The sequence below is a fragment of the Polycladospora coralii genome (genome assembly GCF_014773435.2).
GTDB lineage: Bacteria > Bacillota > Bacilli > Thermoactinomycetales > Thermoactinomycetaceae > Polycladospora > Polycladospora coralii.
The window spans coordinates 1-3,043 of sequence record NZ_JACXAG020000023.1 but is presented as its reverse complement, the minus strand read 5'-3'; the positions used below and the strand labels follow the sequence as shown (position 1 = coordinate 3,043).

The following is a 3,043-nucleotide window of genomic DNA, read 5'->3' as shown; positions in this document are numbered from 1 at the left end:
CCCACGTGTTACTCACCCGTTCGCCGCTAAATCCGTACCCGAAGGTACTTCATCCGCTCGACTTGCATGTATTAGGCATACCGCCAGCGTTCGTCCTGAGCCAGGATCAAACTCTCCATATAATGGTAAGCTTGTAAGCTCATATAAAAATTGAACAGGTCATGTGTCACTCTTTAGTTTTCAAGGAACATTTCAGTTGTTACCGCCTCATCGTGGCGACAAGGAATATAGTAACATAGAAATTTATATATGTCAAATCATATTTTAAGTTTTTTTCAATCGCTTCTTACGCTTATAAATATACGAGCCAGTCCCATTTGCCATTGTGTATTTTGGGAACACAACACCAATAGTCCATCTATATCATTGTTGAAACCGATCTGACCAGATCGGTTTCACTTTTTTATTACAGCGTATCACTTCCCTACACAACCTCAAGAATAATTCATATTCTATAGATATCATCAAACTTGTCGATTTACATGATTCGTCGTATATTTTGGTTAAAAGCAAATATGAAATGACTGAGAATAATTTGGTGTGTATCCCTTCTAGAAAGGAAGTTGAAAGATGGTCACAGATAGTCAAATAAAAGTTCAGTTAGATAAGATTACGCCACTTGTCAATCAAATAGAAGGATGGCTAAGTAATATCGAACACCTTTATAAGTTAGTACACATGACGGACGTTCCAAATATTGTGGAAATCGGTTCTTTTAAAGGAAAATCAGCTTCATGTTTCGCTTTTGCCGTCAAGAATCGTGGTAGTGGCCGGGTATATGCGGTTGATCACTGGGAAACATCAGCCAACTATGAAGCCTTTATTCAAAATCTAACACAACTTGACTTAATGCCCTATGTTGAGCCGATCAAGATGTATAGTGTAGTTGCAGCGCAACAGTGGCCCGTGACACGACGAATTGGTCTCTTATACATCGATGCATCTCATTACTATCATTCTGTTCGAGAAGATTTTGAATACTGGAGTCCCTATGTAGAACCGGGTGGTTATATTGTATTTGATGATGTTCCAAGTGATGAAGGACCGACCAGATTAACACAAGAACTCCCTAAATGGTATAAAAAAGTAGATATGGGTGGAAATCAAGTTACTTTTCAAAAATTGTAAGTACGATATCATCATACCATTGAAGGGATAGTTCTTATGAATATCTCTTTCAAACAGACGATCAGACTATTAGATAGCATGAATGAAGCACCCTCAAGTTCATATCTCCTTCTCTTGAAAAACAGACTGATGGGGTTAAGTAAACAACAACTCCATAAATCTACTTATAATCGTTTTACCAAAGCCCTACTATGTAGACAGATCAAACAACCAACTAATGTGGATAACAACCCTTCAAGTATAGCTGTCTCAGGTGATGGTTCTAATGTGATTGTTACTTTATCTGGCAAAAACAAAGTAGGTCTTATCACTACAAACAACGAAACCTTTCAGGGAAAAAAGCCTCTTTTTATCGCTACATTACCAGCCCCTAATAACTTGTGATATTTAAATATAGCGGAAGCCCTCTAAACACTTCCGCTATATTTAAATGATACATTAATATGATGGATTACAATTACCGGGTGATATAGCAACCCCCATCGGACCTTCCCCAACATCAACAACTGTCTTAACCGTACTCGTAGCTACATCAATCACCGAAACATTATTGGTCAAAGAATTGGGAATAAACGCTTTAGCGCCATCCGAAGTAAAGGCTATATCTTCAGCTCTTTGTTGCAGTGGGAGACCGCCTTGATTGAAAGGTATCGTAGAGATTGGTGCTATATTATCACCCGTACCAAATATACAAACTTGACTTGGATTGTCCGCAAGAACTTCAGAATCAGTCAAGTATAAGAATGATTTATCAGGTGATACACGCACACCAATTGGTGCTGGTCCAGCTGTAGCACGTCTTCGTAGTACTGTTTTGGACACTGTATCGATAATGAGAAGACTACTGCTTCCATTCATGGCGATGAACGCACGTGTTCCCGTTCCAGGAATATCCGCAATGTCGATAAGCAAGGGGTTCCGAAGATTATTCCCATTGGCAGGATTAATTAAATCAATTGTAGCTACGATCATGTTATCGGTTGTATTGATGACCGTACAGGTACCAGGATCATCTACAAAATTGGTCACATATATCTCATCACCACTTGGTGTAATCGCAACACCATTTGGATTCGGTCCAGCAGGAACCTCCCCCAGTAATGAATTATCTGCCGTGTCAATGATAAAGACACGGTTTCCAGAAATATTGGTCACATAGGCTAAGGTTTTGCCGGCATTATCTCCCTCAGGAATCGTACCGATCGCAATGTAAACTGGATTTCCTCCGGTAGGAATAGTCGCATCAACAGTACAAGTTTTGACATCAATAACAGATACACTTCCCGGATTATTATCATCTCCAAAGTTAGCAACATAAACCTTTAGTCCTTTTCCTGGGATATCATGTATCGTAATCCCAACTGGCTGCGTACCTACAGGAATAGGAGCACACGCTTTACTTAAATCACAGGGATTGATAACGGATACCGTTCCGGTTTCGCTTCCAGTCATGCGATTGCTTACAAATACGAGTGGCTTTGATGTTTTGGGGTGACAGGGTCTTCTTTTTCTTCGCTTTCTTCTCTCTCTTCGATTTCTCTCTCTTCTCGTTCTTCTGTTTCTTCTTTCTCTGCGTGTACGTTCTCTCCTAGCACGCCTCTCTCTTCTCATTTTCTTTTTTTTATTTTGTTTGCTGATTCTAACCCGTTTTTTTTTCTTGTTTTTCATCAATTCACTCCTTTTCTTTATTTAAAATATCTTATTCTATTAGTCTTAGCTTGGCTTGTACGATTTAATTAGTAGTTCTCCCAAATCGAAAAAGCCTCACTTCAAATGAAGTGAGGCCAAATGAGCCTGGCGACGTCCTACTCTCCCATAGATTAATCTATAGTACCATCGGCGCTGGAGGGCTTAACGGTCGTGTTCGGGATGGGAACGAGTGGGTCCCCTCCGCCATCATCACCAGACGTATAAA

3 protein-coding genes and 2 rRNA genes are annotated in these 3,043 nt (G+C 39.9%); 2 read left to right on the top strand and 3 right to left on the bottom strand.

Annotation, left to right across the window (positions count from 1 at the left end; all coding sequences use genetic code 11):
• Nucleotides 1–122 (bottom strand): 16S ribosomal RNA (locus tag IC619_RS16505); the annotation flags it as partial.
• A gap of 448 nt (nt 123–570) precedes the next feature.
• Here IC619_RS16505 and IC619_RS16500 point away from each other — a divergent pair.
• Nucleotides 571–1,128 (top strand): class I SAM-dependent methyltransferase, encoded by a 558-nt coding sequence (locus IC619_RS16500; protein ID WP_191141209.1) that lies wholly within the window; start codon nt 571–573, stop codon nt 1,126–1,128.
• A 36-nt stretch (nt 1,129–1,164) separates the two neighbouring features.
• Complete coding sequence (locus tag IC619_RS16495; protein ID WP_191141210.1) at nt 1,165–1,512, top strand: hypothetical protein; 348 nt, start codon at nt 1,165–1,167, stop codon at nt 1,510–1,512.
• 54 nt (nt 1,513–1,566) lie between these two features.
• Here the strand turns inward: IC619_RS16495 and IC619_RS16490 are convergent, their stop codons facing one another.
• Together IC619_RS16490 and rrf are read right to left on the bottom strand one after the other, a co-directional pair.
• On the bottom strand, nt 1,567–2,796 hold the full coding sequence (locus IC619_RS16490) for a beta-propeller fold lactonase family protein (RefSeq protein WP_191141211.1): 1,230 nt from the start codon (nt 2,794–2,796) through the stop codon (nt 1,567–1,569).
• A 124-nt stretch (nt 2,797–2,920) separates the two neighbouring features.
• Nucleotides 2,921–3,035 (bottom strand): 5S ribosomal RNA (rrf, locus tag IC619_RS16485).
• Between the last annotated feature and the right edge of the window lie 8 nt (nt 3,036–3,043).

Excerpts from the sequence above, each read along its gene's own strand:
- IC619_RS16500 (WP_191141209.1), top strand. The coding sequence starts at position 571 with ATGGTCACAGATAGTCAAATAAAAGTTCAGTTAGATAAGATTACGCCA.
- IC619_RS16495 (WP_191141210.1), top strand. The coding sequence starts at position 1,165 with ATGAATATCTCTTTCAAACAGACGATCAGACTATTAGATAGCATGAAT.
- IC619_RS16490 (WP_191141211.1), bottom strand. The coding sequence starts at position 2,796 with ATGAAAAACAAGAAAAAAAAACGGGTTAGAATCAGCAAACAAAATAAA.